Genomic DNA, 19,298 nt, shown 5'->3' on the forward strand with positions numbered 1-19,298 from the left:
GCAAAGGTTTAATGCTTAGTTTACTTTTTTTTGATTTATTTTACAATCAGGTAGATATCACAATAATACAAAAAAAATACCCGCCTTAATGGACGGGTATTTTTATATATTAAAATATATTAATTCTGTTCTTCCTGCTTAGGTTTTTTATTCGAAGCTTTTTTGGGGGATATTTTGATCTCGTCGGCTTCTTTATCGTAATCGACTATCATAGTATCGCCTTCATTTAGCTCGCCTTTTAATATTTCTTCGGCAATTGGGTCTTCCAGGTATTTCTGGATGGCACGTTTTAACGGACGCGCACCAAACTGAGAATCATATCCTTTGTCGGCAATGAACTTTTTGGCTTCTTGCGTAAGGTCAATTTTGAATCCCAGGCTGTTAACGCGACCAAACAAAGCTGCTAACTCGATATCGATGATCTTGAATATTTCTTCCTCACCAAGTGAGTTAAACACAATTACATCATCAATACGGTTCAGGAACTCAGGAGCGAAAGCGCGTTTCAAAGCGTTCTCAATTACACCTCTTGAGTGTTGCTCGGCCTGCGTAGTTTTAGCGTTGGTGCTAAAGCCTACACCCTGACCAAAGTCTTTCAATTGGCGTGCGCCAATGTTTGAGGTCATGATGATGATTGCATTTCTGAAATCAACTTTGCGGCCCAATGAGTCGGTAAGTTGACCTTCATCTAAAACCTGTAACAGTATGTTAAATACATCAGGGTGTGCTTTCTCGATCTCATCCAACAATATCACAGCATATGGCTTGCGACGCACTTTTTCTGTTAACTGTCCGCCTTCTTCATAACCTACATAGCCCGGAGGCGCCCCCACTAAGCGCGATACGGCAAATTTCTCCATATACTCGCTCATGTCTATCTGAATCAACGCATCTTCGGTATCAAACATAAAGCGGGCCAGCTCTTTAGCCAACTCGGTTTTACCAACACCGGTAGGGCCTAAGAATATGAAAGAACCAATTGGTTTTTTAGGATCTTTCAAACCTGCGCGGGTACGTTGTATAGCGCGGGTCAGCTTCTTAATAGCATCCTCCTGGCCTATAATTTTGTTACCGATGGTGCCAGACATATTCAACAGTTTCTGGCTGTCGGTCTGCCCTACTTTTTGTACCGGTATACCGGTCATCATCGATACTACTTCGGCAACATTATCTTCAGTTACAGTATATCGTTTTGATTTTGTTTCAGCTTCCCACGCAGATTTAGCTTGCTCCAGTTCTTCAAGCAGATGCTTTTCAGTATCGCGCAATTTGGCTGCCTCTTCGTATTTCTGGCTTCGAACAACCTTGTTTTTCTCAACTTTTATCTGTTCTATCTTATTCTCTATATCCAAAATATCCTGAGGGACATGGATATTAGTTAAGTGAACACGCGAGCCCGATTCGTCCAAAGCATCGATAGCTTTGTCCGGTAAGAACCGATCTGTAATGTATCTTGTAGTTAAAGTAACACAAGCCTCAATAGCTTCGTCGGTATAAGTTACACCGTGGTGCTCTTCGTATTTCTCTTTAATTCTATTTAATATCTCAACGGTTTCGTCAGGCGTAGCCGGCTCAACCATTACTTTTTGAAAACGACGGTCTAAAGCGCCGTCTTTCTCAATAAACTGGCGATATTCATCTAATGTAGTTGCACCAATGCACTGTATCTCTCCACGAGCCAATGCAGGTTTAAACATGTTCGAGGCATCTAACGAACCTGAGGCGCCACCAGCACCAACAATAGTATGGATCTCATCAATAAACAGAATCACATCCGGAGATTTCTCCAATTCGTTCATTACGGCTTTCATACGCTCTTCAAACTGGCCGCGGTATTTTGTACCTGCAACCAGCGAAGCCAGATCCAATGTAACTACACGTTTGTTAAACAAGACACGCGATACTTTTCGCTGGACAATGCGCAATGCCAAACCCTCGGCAATGGCAGATTTACCAACACCCGGCTCACCAATCAAAATTGGGTTGTTCTTTTTACGACGTGACAGAATTTGCGATACTCGTTCAATTTCTTTCTCACGGCCAACAATGGGGTCAAGTTTACCATCTTCGGCAGCGCGGGTTAAATCGCGGCCAAAATTGTCTAATACCGGCGTTTTTGATTTGATGTCAGATACTTTCTTAGGCTGGTTAAAGGCGTCCTCTTCTTTAAAGTCGTCATCACCACCTGTTGACGAACCCGGCATTTCGTCAGTTATGTTGTTTTTATGAGCTTCAACTTCGCCCTTAAACACTTCATAATTAACATTGTATTGCATCAGTATTTGTGATGCAATATTATCTTCATCGCGCAAAATAGATAACAGTAAATGTTCTGTGCCTATTACATCGCTTTTAAATATTTTTGCTTCAAGGTAAGTTATCTTCAATACTTTTTCGGCTTGTTTAGTTAGCGGAATGCTGCCAATATGTACGTTAGTTCCTATAGTTCCTTTAACAGCGTCTTCAACAGACCGGCGAAGCCTTGCTGTATCTACTGCCAATTCTCTCAGCAGTTTTATAGCTACGCCGTCTCCATCACGGATAAGGCCAAGCAAAAGATGTTCGGTACCAATATAGTCATGTCCAAGGCGCAATGCCTCTTCCCTACTATATTGTATCACATCCTTAACCCGTGGCGAAAATTTTGCTTCCATATATACTCCTATTATACGTCCTAATATATCAATTAGTTGCTATAGTTAGGACGCTTCGTTTTTCGTAATTTATCAACAATATTACTGCCAAATTTTACTCGGATAAATAATCAGACAATATTATGATGCGCAATCTATCAAAAGTTAAACTTTATGCAATGTTTATTACCAAAATAAATGGCACTTAGCTCTGGTTGCGTGTTATAACGCCTTTATTTACCGGTTTGATACAGTAAAACCAGAATAGTTTAGTCGATATAGGAGTAAACCGTCCAACTGTGGAAAAAAAGGCAGCCGCTGCCGGTAACTGTGACATTACGGCATGCCAAGATTGTATAGTGTGCTAAACGCTTTATTTCTTTTTATGTAATCCGAAATGACGCGGGTAGTAAGCCAGCGTCAGCATGAAATATTGCTGCAGCACGTTGGCTGTAGTTGTAGTAAGGGTGTTTGCTCCAATATAGTTCTCCAGCGATTTGTTTTGATGCAGAATGTCAAGCACCGAAAACTTGATCTCCCCATTTGAGCCTTTCAGGAAACGGTAACCAACATCAGCATTCCAGATAGTGTAATAAATATTATGGTCTGACGCCGAGGTTTTATTATTGTTGATGTTTGCCCGGGTGTCAAAGAACAAGCTTTTCGGGAATGCAAAGCTCAAACCCAAATTAGTTGCCCAGTTATAGTTAGTATACCGGCTCAAACCTATCTGGTTGGTTTTTGAGCCTTCAAAACCCTCTCCAACATCGGCCCGCCAAATTGATTTGAAAGTATAAACCAACGATGCAGATGCACTAAACGAATTTGCCCGGGTCAGATAGTCTCGACCATTTACATTGGTGGTGTATTCTGAATATCTATAGTCAGAGTTTCCTGAAAGCTGGAACTGATGATCTTTAAAATTGAAAGCCTTATTTACCCAGCCATTATAGTTGGCAGATTTACTCTCGGCCAAATTAATGAATTGATGAACCGACCGGCCCAGCTCATCATATCTTGTGCTCTCAGCTATATTGTTTCTGATCAGATTTGCAGAAAGCTCTATTCTGTAATTTATCGGATTTTTCTTTTTCTGATCGTAATAGGCATAGTTTGCATACACATCGTGCCTATAGGCCGGTTTCAAACTCATATTGCCTACGGTAATGCTATAGACATCGGCATTATCAACCAACGGCGCCAACTGGCTGACAGTTGGGTAAATTACCGAAGTATAGTAGCCAAAACTGTAGTTTTTAGAATATTCGCCATATTGGTTATTATAATAAGTAAAGTCGGTTGCCGGGATAAAGTACCGATACGACCTGTCTATATTTTGAAAGGTTTGCAGCGCGTCGTTTTTCTGATCAAATATTTGCGCCTGCGCATTGACAAATACATGCCATGATTTATAAAAACGATTATCAAGTGATTTCCAGAAGTCTTTAGAAACGACAACAGACGGTTTTTCGTCAATAGTTTTATAATGACTGATGTTGGTAAGATCTTTATTAGGTGTAAAGGCAGAAGCGCCGGATGCCAGATCGCCAACATTATCATTTTCATTTTCATGATGTAGCTTCACAGTGTTGTTAAGATCTATCTGTACAAATCTGTTTCCCCGGCGTTGAAACAACTGTGTTACATCCTTTAAATTGGTAACGAAAGTGTGTGTACCACCGTCTATATCTTTTAGGTATTGCCGGTTAAAATACTTGTTTTGTGTAGCATCTGTAGCAGTAAAATCAGTAATGTTCTTACTATCCTCATTGCTATGATTTAAATCAAAAGTATACTTAAGCTCTGTGTTAAACGATTTATTTTTTTGCTTGCCAAAGTCATAGTATCTATTCGTATTTAAGGCTACCGAACCACTGGCATTGGTTGAGTTCCGGGTGGTATTCTGCTGTTCAAAGCTCCGGCTTTGATTTTGTGTCTGATCATTAACAGACCTGTTGTTTTGCGTAGCCTGCGCTGTGCTTTGCGAGTTGTTAATATTATACGATGCATTGATAGAACTATGCTCGGTGCGTTTTTGGTAACTGGCATTTGAGCGCAGGCTAAAATCGTTACTGTGCCGGGTATCGTCAGAAGTTTGATTTAAATGTCCGTTATCGCCTAATGAGATAATGGTTTCGCTTTGTCTGATAGTTTTGTTATCCAGGTCATTGCTAAAAACTTCGCCTTTAAGTAAGTTGGTTTTGAAATATGGCTGCCGCGGGTCAGAATCCTTGCTAAAATCCTGCGAAAACGTAACGCCGCCGCCTCTGAAAACATTTACACCGGCTCGCCTGAAATCGCTGTGATAATCATTATTTATACCTTCGCCTTTAAACGAGTTAAAACGCATTAGTGTACCGACATCATAAGCAGTTTTATTTACATTATTATAAGCCCCTACCAAGCTTACCTGCGTTTTGGGCGAAAAATAGGTAAGCATTCCGTCGCCTGCATAATGGTCACGGCTACCATACCCGCCACCAAATTTGCCAAACATACCGTCCTGCTTATCTTTCTTCAAAACGATATTCATATCTGTTTTTGGATTTACCGGGTCCTTATCGTTTTTATCCTGATAAACCTGCACTTTTTGTACAGAATTTTTAGGAAGGTTGTCGAGCGCAATTCTGTTATCGCCGCCAAAAAAATCTTTGCCGTTGACCAATAATTGATTTATTTTTTTTCCGTTTACGGTTATCACGCCGTCGGCCCAAACAGTAACGCCAGGGAGCTTGCGCAGCAGATCGCCAACTACGGCATTACTATCAAGCTTAAAAGCACTGGCGTTAAATTCAAGCGTATCGCCCCGCATTTGCATTGGCGCCTGCACTGCCGATATAGTGACCTCTTTTAATGAAACGTCTAACCGCTGCATGTTGATGGTTTTAAGGTCGATGGTTTTTGTTTTAGGCGATATAGAAAACTCTCTTTTTGTAGACTGATAACCAACATGGGTAGCCACTATATACAACGGCATGCCCACAGGGATCTCTTTAAATTGATAACGGCCGAAATTATTGGTCAGTTGATAGCTTACCAGCTCATTACCTTGTACCTTGTAAATCGCCAGCGTAGTAGATTGCAAAACGTAATTGTGTACGCTGTCGCGCAATAAGCCAATAACCGTACCTACTTTTACGGTGTCTTTTTGGGCAGCCTGGGTGGTAGTTTGAGTTTGCGCCACAGAAGCATTAAACATTAATGTGCAGCAAAAGCACACCAATGTAAGTTTTAAATACTTGTTCAAGTTGTGAAGTTGTTTGTGATAAGTTTAGATTGATTGAATACGTTACTATGATGTTTTTACAGGTTATCTTTAAGCTTAAGCTGCATAATTACCGGATTATCTTTGCGCGACCCTTTTTTAAAATAATTGTCTAAAGCCGGGGGGTAATTTGCCTTTTGGTCGGCATATTTTTCGTGATAGGCAAACATACCTAACGACGATGCAGCGGTATATAAATAGCCGCCGGTACAAGCTAAAATACCGGTATTATTGAACGTGTTACCATAATTTGAATCGTCATAAATAGGCAGGAAGTAAGATTTTTCGTCTTGTAAAATATGCTTGTAAGCAATGAGTGTTCCCGTCTTTAAATTATAAATTAAGTTATCTTCCTTATTCTCCCAATTCCAGGTGCCTGCCCTGAATATCAGGTTGTCATTAATACGGTAAAAATTACTTACGCTGAAAATGTTAGCAGGATGTTTTTGTATGTACTCTATGCACTTTTTCTTGTAAATGGGGTTAATCAGAAAATCAAGCGGCAGAGATGCGGTATAGGGGAAAATTAATTTGTAGGTATACCGGATAGTGTTAGGTGTAATGGTATAAATGCGATACGAATAAGGCTTTGAATAAAAAAAAGCCGTATCAACGCCAAAATAAGTCATAGGCCCTAAGCCGGTCGATATAATATCCGCATCGGCCTCACGCTTATCAAATTCTAGTCCATGAGCATACACTTTATTTTTATCATCCGAGAATACGATGAGAGACTTTGAATAGACCTTGTAATCCTTTGATGTCGAGTCAACATTGTTAACATACCAATTAGTCACAGCCTTATCACGCGCAAAATAAAATGAGTTTCCACCGGCTACTTCGTCTTTTGCCATCTCGCCACCATACTTTTGGGTTTTAATAATTTTGCCGTCATAGTCGGCATAAATCAGGTTTTTGTACCCATCGCGACTATAAACTATTTGTTTAGCAAACTTGTTAATATTAAAGCCCGATATTGGCGTTGAGCCATTACTTTTTATTTTGGCATGAAACTTCCCGTTTTTGTTAAATACCAGGATGGAGTGCGTGTTATAATCGAATATGATAAAATAATCTTCCGTAACCGCAAGCTTAGATATGCTGCCAAACAGGCTTTCTTCGGTGGTTTCTAAAGGAATGTAGTTAATTTCGGTAAAAAAGTCAGAGGCGTTACCGCCCATAGCGTTAGAAGGATCGATACGCAGCGTTTGTACCTTACTCGAATCGACCGGAATAATTTTTTGTGCCGTGACTGAAAAAACCATACCTGTAAGCAGGCAGCAGCATGCAACAAGTTCTTTCACTAGTGGTTTAGGGTTCATTGTGTTGGTTAGGATTAGATTGGTTTATCTACTTCAATGATAAATAAAAAATCAATAAATAGTACACAAAACGCGGTTTAAGCATGTTAAAAAACGTTAAATCGCATTTGTTAGCTATAACCGCTTTATGATCAAAAGCCAATTTACTTTCATGTAAATTAAAATGGAACCGTCAACTTGTAAACGGCAGCCTCCGCTTAGAATTTGGTCAGATCTGGATATTATTACAAAACTCTTTTAAGGTTTGCACATCGCAGGGCTAATGTTCATATTTGCAACAGACATTTACATTTCTATTCAAGAAAAATCACCCATTCACTCATTCAATAATTCGCTCATTATATAATATATGGCAGACGAAAAAATAATTTTTTCAATGGCCGGGGTTAGCAAAGTATATCCCCCGCAAAAAACCGTATTAAAAAACATTTACCTGTCGTTTTTCTACGGCGCTAAGATCGGCGTTATCGGTTTAAACGGTTCTGGTAAATCATCGTTGTTAAAGATCATCGCCGGTATAGATAAGACCAATATCGGCGAGGTAGTATTTTCGCCAGGCTACAGCGTGGGGTACCTGAGCCAGGAGCCGGAGCTCGATCCTGAAAAAACCGTGCGCGAGATTGTAGAGGAAGGCGTTGCCGAAACCACCGCCCTGCTCAAGGAATACGAAGAAATTAACGAAAAATTCGGCTTGCCTGAATATTACGAGGACGCCGACAAAATGGATAAGCTGATGACCCGCCAGGGCGAATTGCAGGACCGCATCGACACCGTAAACGCCTGGGAGCTTGACACCAAATTAGAACGCGCGATGGACGCCTTACGCTGCCCTGAACCGGATGCCAAAATATCGGTATTGTCAGGAGGTGAACGCCGCCGCATTGCCTTATGCCGTTTATTATTGCAAGAACCGGATGTGTTATTGCTTGACGAACCGACCAACCACCTTGACGCTGAATCTATCGACTGGTTAGAACAACACCTAAAACAATATAAAGGAACTGTAATTGCCGTAACGCACGACCGTTATTTCCTGGACAATGTTGCAGGCTGGATCCTGGAATTAGATCGTGGCGAAGGTATTCCGTGGAAGGGCAACTATTCGTCATGGCTTGACCAAAAAGCCAAACGTTTGGCACAGGAAGAAAAATCTGAAAGCAAACGCCAGAAAACCCTGGAGCGTGAGCTGGAGTGGGTGCGCATGGGGCCAAAAGGCCGACATGCCAAATCAAAAGCACGTTTGGGCAATTACGAAAAATTAGCATCCGAAGAAACTAAGGAACGCGAAGAAAAGCTGGAACTGTTCATTCCTCCGGGACCTCGTCTGGGTAACATTGTTATTGAAGCTAATGGTGTAAGCAAAAGTTATGGCGATAAGTTATTATTTGACAACCTGAGCTTCTCATTGCCGCCTGCAGGTATTGTTGGTATTATTGGGCCAAACGGAGCGGGTAAAACTACCTTATTCCGGTTGATTACGGGCCAGGAACAACCTGATGCAGGTACTTTCCGTGTTGGCGAAACGGTAGCATTAGGCTATGTCGACCAGATGCACGATGATCTTGATCCTAACAAATCTGTTTGGGAAAATGTAACCGGCGGATTGGAAACCATTATGGTAGGCAACCGCCCGTTAAACTCGCGCGCTTATGTGTCGCGGTTTAATTTTAATGGCGCCGACCAGCAAAAGAAAGTGGGTGTGCTGTCCGGGGGTGAGCGTAACCGGGTGCATTTATCAATTACCCTTAAAAAAGGAAGCAATGTGCTGCTGCTGGATGAGCCTACTAACGATATTGACGTAAATACGCTACGTGCCTTAGAAGAAGCTTTAGAAAATTTTGGCGGCTGCGCCGTGATCATTAGCCACGACCGCTGGTTTCTTGACCGCATTTGCACACATATCCTGGCATTCGAGGGTGACTCGCAGGTGTACTTCTTCGAAGGTAACTATACCGATTACGAAGAAAACCGCAAAAAACGCTTAGGTGATACCGCGCCGAAAAGGATTAAATATAAAAAGCTGACTGCTTAATAGGAATATATTCTCTTCTTGTCATAAGCCTGACGAAAGATCTGTTGACGGTTACCCCATAGTTTACAGATCCTTCGCCAGGCTCAGGATGACAAAATATGTATTTAGCAGCCGTCCTTTATTTCAGATAAACCGCATCCTCTTCCCCGGTTTCGCTGAGCACTACATCAATATGCTCTTTAATGATAGTCGACAATGCCATGCCTGAATAATCAGTATTGATCGGAAAGTTTTTGTGATTACGGTCTACTAATACCACGGTGCGCATTTTTTTTAACGGCACATCCAGGAAAACACCAAAACCATAAGCCAGCGACTTACCGCTGTTCAGCACGTCGTCAACCAAAATAACCACTTTGTTATTGCATATCTGTATATCAAAATCTACCTTGGCGTTCAGGCTTGTACTGAGGCGATCAAGGTCCAGCGTTAACAACGTAGTCTTAAACGGAGCGATCTTATCCAATACCTTTTTCAACCGTGCAGCGAGGAAACCGCCGCGGGGCAGCATACCGGCAATGATCAGTTCTTTTTCTTCAAAATTATCTTCCAGTATCTGGTAGGCAATCCTGTCAATTTTTTGCTGTATCTGCTGTTTGTTCAGGATAAGTATCTTTTTGTCTTCCATGGCTTGGAAATTATTCTTTGGGTAAAGCTAAGGAAATTGTTTCATTTTTCTCCCGACACGTCATTTTGAGCAAAAGCGAGAATCTATACACCCGTTCATAAATTTACATATAGATTTCTACTTTCAGTCCAAAAGACAATGGGTGTTTTACTGATACGGCACAAAGACAAAATTCGCTCCCTCTGGCACCACTACAAAAATGCACATAAACTCATTCGGGTTTTTATAGCTGGCCACGAAATTCTCCCTGCGCGATCTTTTTATCAGGCCTACCTCAATAAACTCCTCCATAGTCGAGGCGTGAATACTCCATTCGGTATTCAGTTCATTGCGGTCCAGGATCACTTCACCCAATTTCAATTCATGCTGATGGGCAACGAATATGGGATATTTAGACAATCCCTCAACCATAATCTCAACAGCAACCTCGCGTATCGATTCTTTGAACATTTTCAGATCACGCGGTAAGCTAACCAGCGGACTTTCGGCAGCCGGTTGCTGCTGACCGCGATTTTCATTAAATAATTCTTCAGGATTCATAGTACCACCCCTTAAATCTCCTCAAAGCGGAGACTTTTGTTTAGTTTTTTAATATATCCTCTAACTGCTCTCCTTCGGAAAAGCTTGAAGAAGTCTTTATTTTTAACAATACTACATTTTCTACATGTTGCGTATGCGGAAACATATCTACCGGCTGTATCTTAACGGTATCGTACTTCTCTTTCAGCACCAGCAAGTCGCGGGCCTGCGTGGCGGCGTTGCAGCTTACGTAAACAATCTTTTCGGCTTCAATTTCCATCAACCTTGCCACCACATCCGGGTGCATGCCAGCGCGCGGCGGGTCGGTAATAATCACATCGGGCTTGCCATGCTCAGCTACAAATTCCGCAGACAATACGTCCTTCATATCACCTGCGTAAAATTTGGTATTGGCAATATTATTGATGGAGCTGTTGATCTTAGCATCCTCAATTGCACTTGGTACATACTCAACACCTACAACTTCTTTAACATGGCCAGCTACAAAATTGGCAATGGTGCCGGCGCCGGTATATAAATCATAAACCAATTCGTCGCCTTTAAACCCCGCAAAATCGCGGGTTATTTCATAAAGGCGCAGCGCTTGTACACTGTTGGTTTGGTAAAATGATTTTGGGCCGATGCGAAACTTAATGCCCAACATTTCCTCATGTATGTACTCCGGCCCTTTCCAGGCGATGACGTCCTGGTCAAATATGGTATCGTTCTTTTTTTGATTAAGGATGTAAAGTAACGAGGTAATCTCTGGAAACTCAGCCTCGATAAAACGCATCAGTTTGCCAACCTCAGCTTCATCCGCATAAGCGAAAACAACAATTACCATCAATTCGCCGGTTGACGAGGTACGGATGATCAGGTTGCGCAGGTTGCCCTCATGCGTACGCAAATCATAATAAGTATAGCCATTTTGTTTGGCAAACTCATCCACGCGGTTACGGATATCGTTACTCGGATCTGCCTGCAGGTAGCAATGACGCACATCCAATATTTTATCAAAGCGGCCGGGGATGTGAAAACCAAGCGCATTCATATTCAATTCGGCGTCATCACGGCTTTCGCCATCATATAACCAACGCTTGTTGCTGAAGGTAAACTCAAGTTTATTGCGATAATACCTGTCCGCCGGGGAGGCTTCAATAGGAAGCATATCACCAACCTCGATCTTAGCCAGACGGGTCAGCGCATCTGATACCGATTTTTGTTTGAACTGCAGTTGCGCCTCATAGGTCATGTGTTGCCATTTACAGCCGCCGCAGGTACCAAAATGCTCGCAGAATGGCTGAACGCGGTGTTCGCTGGCTTGCTTCAGTTCAATTATCTTCGCTTCGCCGAAATTCTTTTTGCTACGGTACACCTGTACATCGACTACATCGCCGGGCACGGCTTTTTCCACAAACAATACAAAATCATCTGCTTTGCCCACACCCTTCCCTTCTTCGGCAATATCAATAATGCTTACGTTCTCAAAAATCTGGTTCTTTGCTCCTCTTCTACTCATTTGGGCGCAAAGGTAAGGGTTTTGGTGATTTGTTGGGGTAGTGATTAGTTAATTGGTGATTAGAGATCAGTAAAAACACGTTGCATGTTGAGGAACGAAGCATCTGCTATGCTAAACATAGCTGGCAGATTCTCACCACGCTCAGAATGACAAATTATTTTAGCACCACCTGTTCAAGGTCTACGCTTGAACTATCATATTAGGGAGCGGGACGCTTAACCGGGCAAGGACCAAGAAAAGTGCCGTCCTTCTGTTAGTTATAATCCACTCCGTTAATATGTAATTTAGTGCAGGGAAACAGCTTTACTATGCGGTTAATTTCGACGTCGGTAGCTTTACCCAAAAGCGTCATGTCTTTTATTGTTATGGTGGATAGTTCTTCGGGGATGCGTATATTACCAAAAAAGTTGATCCTTAAACTATTTATCGGCCCTATTTTAAGCAACTCGGGGGGCACGTTGTCACGTGCAAATTTACGGCACCATCATTTTTATTAAATGTCGACAATTCGTCTATCAGATACTGCCGGTACGGGTCACGCTTTCTTATCATCCAACCAATTTTTGGTTTAAGCCCAAATGTTTTAGGATCCTGTTCAAGCCCCACAAAACCTGCCCATAGTTCGAGCGGGGTATGAACTGCATTTTGGGAGTTTGATGCATTTACATAATCAAGATTTATCTTTAACATTTCATTGGGCATGTTGCCACCATTTAACGCAATGTGTTTAAAGTTCATTCTTTCGCCTCTTTTGCTATAAGGGAAAAACTTTATTATCCAACCATCAACCAAATCAGATTGTGGCCCGCAACCCAGGCTTTCCAAGTGATGCTGAAACATATTCAACCAAAACTGTTTATCTATATTCCCTTTTGATGCTTGTATAAATTGTTTTAATACCGGCTCCAGTTCATTTATCCACCAATCCAACTCATATTGGCGAAGTGTTTCTGTTTTGTCCAATAAATGCTGCCAGTCTTTAGTCGTCCCTTCTAAAGTTACTTTAGGGATACCGCAAGAGCGTATAACCACATTATAATTAAAATAGGCTTGCACCGCATTCATTAAAGTTATTTGGGACGCTATTTTTGAAGCAGGGTTAGTCGTAGTAAAATCGGCCGTTACGGTACGGGTAAGCTCCGGGCCCGAGAATTGCCCTATTTGATTACCCAATATTGTAAGTGCTTTACCCCAATCTTTTTCAGAAGTAAGATCGTTATCAGCTTCGTAGCTTAAACTTTGCTTCATATCAAATTTGGTAAATTTACCGCGCAATTGCTCTACGTTATTATTAAAGTGGGCTGCAAAACCCTGACTAATTAAAAGCCATATCATATCCGGGGACAACGTAAATGGATGATGATCTGCATAAGCCGCATATACCCCTTCAAAAAATGGATGAAAGCCACGCGAAACCAAAGTGCCTTTAATATCACTTTCGGCAATGATATTAGGTTCGCCATCGTATTTTTTCGCCTGAGCGCCGTAAGTTACTTGTCTGTCCTTTTTTATTAAGTCTTCTAATATCTGCCGGTAACTAACTGCGTCGAATACTTTGTTTTTTGAAGGACTTAGTTTCTCCACTTCAAAAGTGCGGCTTTTTTGAGCAATCACACTCGAGCAGCAAAATAATAACAAGCTTAATGACAGAATCTTGCGCATGATAGCGGCTTTGGTTAATTAAATATAGGAAATTTAATTGCTACATAATCCATAAAAAAGGTCCGCGCAAAGTTTACGCGGACCTTTTTTATGGATTATTTATGTTGATTACTTAGACACTGTAACCAGCAACACGCCATGAGGTGCAATTTTACCGCTTACCGCAGTTAAGTTTTGCTGACGCCAGGCGTCTCTGAATTTGGTATAGCCTTTCAATGCTGCATCTGTTTTAGGGAGGCTAATGGTTTGATATTTATCAGATGTATTGAACAAGCCGATAGCTTTGCGGCCGCCGGTAAGCTCTTTAACCCAGATTTGGTAGTCGGCATTTTTAAGATACTGGCGAGCTTCTTTGCCAAGTGCATCCTGGTTAATTGCGATAACCTCGTCGTTAGTTAACAGGCTTAGGGTAAATCTGTCCAGGTGGCCCATATCGCAACCTATTAACAATGGCGATGCCAGCAAACTCCACAAGCTAATGTGGGTATATTGCTCATCGTAAGTAAGGCGGCTATTGTGTAATGCAGGCCCCCAGCCCACTTTACCTACAACCAGCATATCAGGGTCGTTATAATGGCCCGGACCGGCATATGGAGCTGCTTTATCCTGATTGAAGCCAATGCCCGACATACTAGCCCAGGTGTCGGTAATATCGCCGGTTGTACGCCAGCTGTTACCACCGGCTTCGGCGCCCCATTTCCAAACCTCGCCCATGCCGTACTGGCAATAACTGAATAGAATATCCCGGTCAGCTTTATCTAACGATGCACGCATTACCAGGTAGGGTTTCTTCATCTCGTCCAGGTTAGGATGGCTTGGTGCAATCTGGCCGTATGAACACCAGTCGTATTTTAAATAATCTATACCCCAGTTGCCATAAGTAATAGCGTCGTCATCTTCGTGCTGATAACTACCCAGGTAGCCGCCGCAGGTACGCGGACCAGGCGATGAGTAGATCCCCATACGCAGGCCAAGACTATGTACATAGTCAGTCAGGCCTTTCATGTCGGGGAATTTATTATTGGTGACGATCTTGCCGTTAGCATCGCGGCTTTCAGCTTCCCAACCATCATCAATATTAACATACGACCATCCATGCGATGCTAACCGCTCAGCCATGTTGCGGGCTGCGGTACGTACTTTTTCGTCGTTTACACTCAGGCCCCAGGCGTTCCAGCTATTCCATCCCAACGCGGGCGTTAAACCGATTGTATTGCCTATGGCTAAAGTAAATTTCTTAGTAGCACTGCCTTTTCGGTTAGTTACCGTAAATACTAAAGGATAATTTCCGGCTTTTTGAACCGAACCGGTAATAATACCGGTAGCAGCATTAACCTTTAAGCCTGCGGGCAGGCCCTGTACTTTATATTTCATTGGTTTTGCGCCGGTAGCCGGAATTAAAAACAATACCGGATGGCCGGGACGAACGCCGAATACTGAAGCACCATTAATGCGCGGGGCCGCGCCAACAGCCGGAGTTAAAATGTATGGTGTAGTTTCAGTTTCAGTTAGTTCGGTACCTGATCTTTTATCCTTGAAAATGTATTCAATGTTGTATGATTTCTTTTTGGCAGTAGTGAAAGTAAACCACCATGAAAATGGTTTACCTTTGGTAAAATGGGCAGTGTCGGTTTTAACAGTTGCCACAACCGCGCCGGTTTCAGGGTCGGTTACTTTTAATGATAAAGTACCTTTGTATTGATAAACATTTTTAGTGGCTAGTATTATTGACTTACCCATTAAATTCTTATCCCCATAGCTAAAATCGCTGTTTTTATCAAACTCAACGCCTTCCATAATATCAGCCATGTGGATGTTGAAATCGCTGCCGTAAATACCGCCGTCACCGCCGGTATCATAAACGCGTATAGCAATTACGTTATCCTTATCCCATAAAAGTGCCGGATTGTTAACTGCAATTTTATATTCACGATGGCCGTAATGGCTATGTTTAATGTCTGTTTCTTTGCGGCCGCCATATTCGCCAATGAGTTTACCATTCAGATAAACCTGGTCGTTATCGTCGACGCTGGCCAGAACCAGCAGCAAGCTATCTTTTAAGTAAGCTTTTTCTTTAATGGATGACGGAATAACTACATGGGTACGATACCAGCCAAATCCGTCATAATTGGCATGACCTTGCTGCTCCCAGGGTTTGCTCAAATTGGCAGCTTGCCAGCCCGAATCGTCAAAATTAGGATTTGACCATTCGGCGTTGTCGCCTACGGTCATTTTCCAGCCTTTTTTAATGGAGATATGCTGTGCGCTGACTTTTAAAAACGGCACAAGCAGCAGCAAAAGAATTAAATTTTTCTTCATCTGAATTTATTGCTTTACTAAGGTTAATACAATTGGCTTTGATACCGGCTCTCACTGCAAGTCGGCTCGGCAATAAATGTAGGGATAAATTTTTATTTAAGTAATAGTTGCTAGTCAATGACGTGTATTGGGTAATTCCCACCCTTTGGCACTTTTCCATACGCCTGTCCATTAATATAAAGCTGGGTATTAGGAAACATAGCGGCTATCCGGTTCTTTCCTTTTTCATCTATTCTTCCGTTAAGCCACATGATATCAATGGGTATTTTGGCCAGTGCGTCAGGAAACGTTATTTCGTCTGTGAAATTTATAGACAACCTTTTTATTGGTCCAACTTGCATCAACTCCGGCGGTACCGAGCTTACAGTAATGTTTATTCCTCCTAATCCGTTAACATGTTCCTTAAGTTTATTGAGTATGGATGAGGATTGAGAAATTGACAAATCTTTTTTCCGGATCATCCAGCCAATAACCGGCGTTAAATTGAATGTCTTTGGATCTTCCTTCAATCCCACAAAACCCGCCCACAGCTCAAGCGGTGTTTTTGATAATATGCTGCCGCTATTATTGGCTAATTCATAATTCAAATCAACTTTTACAATTTCGTCGGGCATTACATCGTTGGCAACGCCCCGTATTATTTGTTTCAGATCGTTGCGTTTACCCATCTTATTGTAAGGGTAGAACTTCACTATCCAGCCGTCAATAGTAGTGGGTGCGCCGCAACCGTTGGGGCTATGATATTTGAACATCGCCTTCCAAAATTCCTTGTCAATTTTTCCTTTTGATGCGGCAATAAATTGTTTCAGTTCAGGTTCCAGTTCATTAACCCACCAGTCCAGTTTGTATTTGCGTAATGCTTCGGTTTTAGCTAACAAGCTTTCCCAATCTTTGGTGGTGCCTTGCAGGGTAATACTGGGTATACCACAACCAATCATTAACACATTATAATTAAAATAAGCACTCATAGCTTTCATGAGTGTAATTTGCGAGGCTACTTTGGTTATTGGCGTTGTGGTACTAAAATCGGCAGTTACGGTGTTAGTCAGTTCTTCTCCTGTATTGGCGGCTATTTGTTTGCTCATCTCAGGAAATATTTCTTCCCAGGGTGCATTTGGGTCATCCAGATATATCTTATCTGTCACTATAGTAAGTTCTTTTTTTCCGGCATGTTTTACAAAAAGACTGCGCAGGTCTTCAGCATTGCTAAGCACATGCTGCGAAAAACCCTGGCTAATGAGCAGCCACATCATATCGGGCGATAAAGTAAATGGCCGATGATTGGCATAAGCGAAATACAGGCCGTCAAAAAAAGAGGTGTATTTGTAGGCTATGATATTGCCCGGTATATTACTTTTTGCTACGATATTAAAAATATGCCCCCGGGTAACTCCCTGATCCGTATGGTCGGGGTTATCGGATATGATTAGGCGTTGCAGAGCTTGCTCGTAGGTCATGACGGGCTGCCACTTACCCGGTATAATATCCAGCTTTTCGATCTCAAAAGTTCTTGATTTTTGTGCCCACGCACATAGCGTACACAGTAAAAGTACAGCTGTAATAAGGTTTATCTTTTTCATAAGTATAGGTTGGTTAACTAAAGCTAACAAATTTTTCACAGTTAACTATAAGGAATGATTCAATTTTGGCCGAAATTCCATAAAAAGCTTTGCAGGTTTTAAAAACTAAACAGTGCGAAGCTTCGTAATTCAATGATATCTGCTAAAACATTATGTATAATAAAATCGCCATAGCGGCTAATATTAAAAGTGCCAGGTTGTATAGAAATTACTCGCAGGAATATTTGGGTTTGCGGCTTAATATTTCGCAAAATGCTTATAGCAAAATTGAGATAGGTCAATCAAACATTAGCCTGCAAAGGATATTTGAAATTGCCGAAGTTTTTGAGATCGAGGTTTGTGATTTGATAGATACAGAAAAGCCATTCACATTAAAAGCCGCCAACAATTAGCCCATTCTTTATAAAAGCAAAGCCCGATGCCGGCTACCGGATCGGGGCTTTTAATATGTGAATGGAAATTTAAAGCTCGATAACAACCGGGTGATCACTCAACGTTAAAGTAACTGACCCGGCGTTTTTAAGTGTCTGCTGTGCCGACTCACCTAAAGTAGGATCATAAACTTTAACAGTGCTATATTTCTTACCCAGGGTTACATTCACCTGGTCAGTACCAGTGGCTTTTTCATCCCAGATAACCAGTTGAAATTTGCCGTTACTATTTCGAAGCAGCAGGTCGTGAACTGTTTCGGGCTGATTAGCAATAACGTAGGCCAACGAGCCGGTTTTCTTCGCCATGCCTTTGTCGGCCAGAATAGTGGTTAAATTATGCAGATAGACCGCCGCCTTACGTGGTGTATAGTCTTTCTGATAAAAACCGAACGATTGATTGCCATCCTCGTCGGACCGATCGCGGAGCAAATAAACAGAAGTATAGCTCCACTTACGCTTAAACTGCGCCAGGTACAAGTTGAGGTACAGGCGGGCCTGCTTCTCTTCGGTAAAATCGCCTTGTATTGTAACGCCTGTTTCGGTAGTCACTTTGGGCAAGCTGATCAGTTGGTCTTCGGTGTAACCTGCAAATTTGCCGCGCCAGGTTCTACCATAATTGCCATACAGTCCATCTACTTTGCAAAGCCTGCCAGGATCGGCAGCGTTCCAGGTTTGGTTGTCATACAAACCGGGGTGGCTTGGATGCGAGAAATAATTATGGCAGGTAGCGTAATCGGCATATTGCGTTCCTGCAGGCATTACGGTGTTGGCCCCTGCGGGAATAATTAAATATTGCAGACCTACATTGTCGGTCTGTGCGCCGCCTTCTGTCAGGTTCCATACCGGGTAGCTTTTTAGCACCGGGTCAGCTTTTACTGCTTTGTATAAATCATTTTGCAGTTTGGCAACACCTACCCAGCTTTCATTTTTACCGCTCTTTTGGCCCTTGTAATTGATGACCCAGTTGTTAGGCTCATTATTGCCCTCAAAAGCCAATAGCGCGCCAATCTCTGCCAACATGTGTGCACCTTTTAATAAACGCGGGATATCAGCACCACCGCTCATTAAGCCATAGCTATACTTCACCCCGGTTTCGCGGTTCAGGGTTTTATAGTCGCCGGCTGTAGCATCACCCTCATAACCCGAGCGTATCCAGCGGATACCGGTGTATCTGATGGCTTCGATAGTTTTCTCCAGTTTCTCGCCCCGCGAGGATATAGCCGAGTTTACGCCAATGCTATTTAGAAATTCAGAAGTGCCTACCGCTGAGACAGATCTGACAGGTGCGGGCTTATCCTCAGAAAAAAACAAACTAAACGGCAGCGCACTGATTATTAAGGCCGAAGCCAAGCTAACAAATTTCATAAATATAGATTTAAAAGACAGCC

The 19,298-nt window shown here is 42.3% G+C and carries 12 protein-coding genes; 2 read left to right on the plus strand and 10 right to left on the minus strand.

The features are described from left to right. Window positions 1–119: 119 nt before the first annotated feature. The 3 genes from ABD772_RS12440 to ABD772_RS12450 all read right to left on the minus strand — a co-directional run bounded on the left by ABD772_RS12440 (window position 120) and on the right by ABD772_RS12450 (window position 7,220). A complete protein-coding gene (locus tag ABD772_RS12440) occupies window positions 120–2,654 on the minus strand; it encodes an ATP-dependent Clp protease ATP-binding subunit (protein WP_345104791.1) in 2,535 nt (844 codons plus the stop codon). Window positions 2,655–3,006: 352 nt separating this feature from the next. Then, window positions 3,007–5,832, minus strand: coding sequence for an outer membrane beta-barrel protein (locus tag ABD772_RS12445; RefSeq protein ID WP_345104794.1), 2,826 nt, complete (start codon window positions 5,830–5,832; stop codon window positions 3,007–3,009). Between the two features lie 104 nt (window positions 5,833–5,936). Continuing rightward, window positions 5,937–7,220 carry a 6-bladed beta-propeller gene (locus tag ABD772_RS12450; protein WP_345104796.1) on the minus strand — a complete coding sequence of 428 codons (1,284 nt, stop codon included), beginning with the start codon at window positions 7,218–7,220 and terminating at the stop codon, window positions 5,937–5,939. Between the two features lie 349 nt (window positions 7,221–7,569). Between ABD772_RS12450 and ettA the strand changes: the two genes are divergently transcribed. Then, window positions 7,570–9,252, plus strand: coding sequence for an energy-dependent translational throttle protein EttA (gene ettA, locus ABD772_RS12455; protein WP_345104799.1), 1,683 nt, complete (start codon window positions 7,570–7,572; stop codon window positions 9,250–9,252). Between the two features lie 118 nt (window positions 9,253–9,370). On the opposite strand, the gene ABD772_RS12460 is transcribed toward ettA, so the two are convergent. The 6 genes from ABD772_RS12460 to ABD772_RS12485 form a co-directional block, all read right to left on the minus strand. Further along, complete coding sequence (locus tag ABD772_RS12460) at window positions 9,371–9,880, minus strand: phosphoribosyltransferase family protein (protein ID WP_345104802.1); 510 nt, start codon at window positions 9,878–9,880, stop codon at window positions 9,371–9,373. 147 nt (window positions 9,881–10,027) lie between these two features. Beyond that, on the minus strand, window positions 10,028–10,420 hold the full coding sequence (locus ABD772_RS12465) for a hypothetical protein (RefSeq protein WP_345104805.1): 393 nt from the start codon (window positions 10,418–10,420) through the stop codon (window positions 10,028–10,030). A gap of 40 nt (window positions 10,421–10,460) precedes the next feature. After that, window positions 10,461–11,918: a 23S rRNA (uracil(1939)-C(5))-methyltransferase RlmD gene (rlmD, locus tag ABD772_RS12470; protein ID WP_345104808.1), complete on the minus strand. Its 1,458-nt coding sequence runs from the start codon at window positions 11,916–11,918 to the stop codon at window positions 10,461–10,463. A 432-nt stretch (window positions 11,919–12,350) separates the two neighbouring features. Next, the gene (locus tag ABD772_RS12475; protein WP_345104810.1) at window positions 12,351–13,580 is read right to left on the minus strand and encodes a DUF4419 domain-containing protein; all 1,230 of its coding nucleotides are present in this window, start codon (window positions 13,578–13,580) and stop codon (window positions 12,351–12,353) included. A gap of 108 nt (window positions 13,581–13,688) precedes the next feature. Then, on the minus strand, window positions 13,689–15,899 hold the full coding sequence (locus ABD772_RS12480; RefSeq protein ID WP_345104813.1) for a putative Ig domain-containing protein: 2,211 nt from the start codon (window positions 15,897–15,899) through the stop codon (window positions 13,689–13,691). Window positions 15,900–16,009: 110 nt separating this feature from the next. After that, complete coding sequence (locus tag ABD772_RS12485) at window positions 16,010–17,479, minus strand: DUF4419 domain-containing protein (RefSeq protein ID WP_345104815.1); 1,470 nt, start codon at window positions 17,477–17,479, stop codon at window positions 16,010–16,012. 152 nt (window positions 17,480–17,631) lie between these two features. Here ABD772_RS12485 and ABD772_RS12490 point away from each other — a divergent pair, with 152 nt between their 5' ends. Beyond that, window positions 17,632–17,871, plus strand: a complete 240-nt coding sequence (locus ABD772_RS12490) for a helix-turn-helix domain-containing protein (RefSeq protein ID WP_345104818.1) — start codon at window positions 17,632–17,634, stop codon at window positions 17,869–17,871. Between the two features lie 69 nt (window positions 17,872–17,940). Here ABD772_RS12490 and ABD772_RS12495 read toward each other — a convergent pair whose 3' ends face one another. Then, window positions 17,941–19,275: a hypothetical protein gene (locus ABD772_RS12495; RefSeq protein ID WP_345104820.1), complete on the minus strand. Its 1,335-nt coding sequence runs from the start codon at window positions 19,273–19,275 to the stop codon at window positions 17,941–17,943. Window positions 19,276–19,298 lie beyond the last annotated feature (23 nt).

This window comes from Mucilaginibacter panaciglaebae (genome assembly GCF_039539265.1).
GTDB classification, from domain to species: domain Bacteria; phylum Bacteroidota; class Bacteroidia; order Sphingobacteriales; family Sphingobacteriaceae; genus Mucilaginibacter; species Mucilaginibacter panaciglaebae.